Origin of the sequence: Pseudomonas sp. GM48, assembly GCF_000282335.1 — a bacterium.
Taxonomy (GTDB): Bacteria; Pseudomonadota; Gammaproteobacteria; order Pseudomonadales; family Pseudomonadaceae; genus Aquipseudomonas.
In genome coordinates this window covers 1-589 of the sequence record NZ_AKJM01000173.1, presented here as the reverse complement: position 1 = coordinate 589, position 589 = coordinate 1, and the positions used below count along the sequence as shown (strand labels likewise).

General features: G+C 68.4%; 1 pseudogene. It reads left to right on the top strand.

What is annotated here, in order from left to right:
• A pseudogene (locus PMI28_RS0128955) lies at nt 1–589 on the top strand (RHS repeat domain-containing protein); the annotation flags it as partial.

Here is a 589-nt window from a genome sequence, read left to right as displayed (position 1 = left end):
ACCGCCCCGGTCCCACCCGGATGCAGGGCAACCGCCTGCGCCAGCGCGATGACAGCCACTACGACTACGACGCCTTCGGCAACCTGATCCGCGAACGCCGCGGCACCCCGGCCCGGGTCACCGACTACCGCTACGACAGCCAGCACCGCCTGATCGGCGTCACCACCCCGGACGGCACAACCGCCAGCTACCGCTACGACGCCTTCGGCCGGCGCATCGGCAAAACCGTCGACGGCCAGACCACGCACTTCTTCTGGCAAGGCGACCAGCTCGTCGCCGAAAGCGGCCCCAAGCACTACCGCAGCTACCTCTCGAACCCGGCAGCTTTCGCCCGCTGGCCCTGCTCGACGGCAAAGGCCGGCTCAACGCCTGCCCGTTCTACTACCAGCTCGACCACCTCGGCACCCCGCAGGAACTGACCAGCTACGGCGGCGCCATCGTCTGGTCGGCGAAATACACCGCCCACGGCCAACTGCGCGAGCTGAGCCACGGCGACGGCGAACAGCTGGACCAGCCGCTGCGCTTTCAGGGCCAGTACTTCGACGCCGAAAGCGGCCTGCACTACAACCGCCATCGCTACTACCACCCG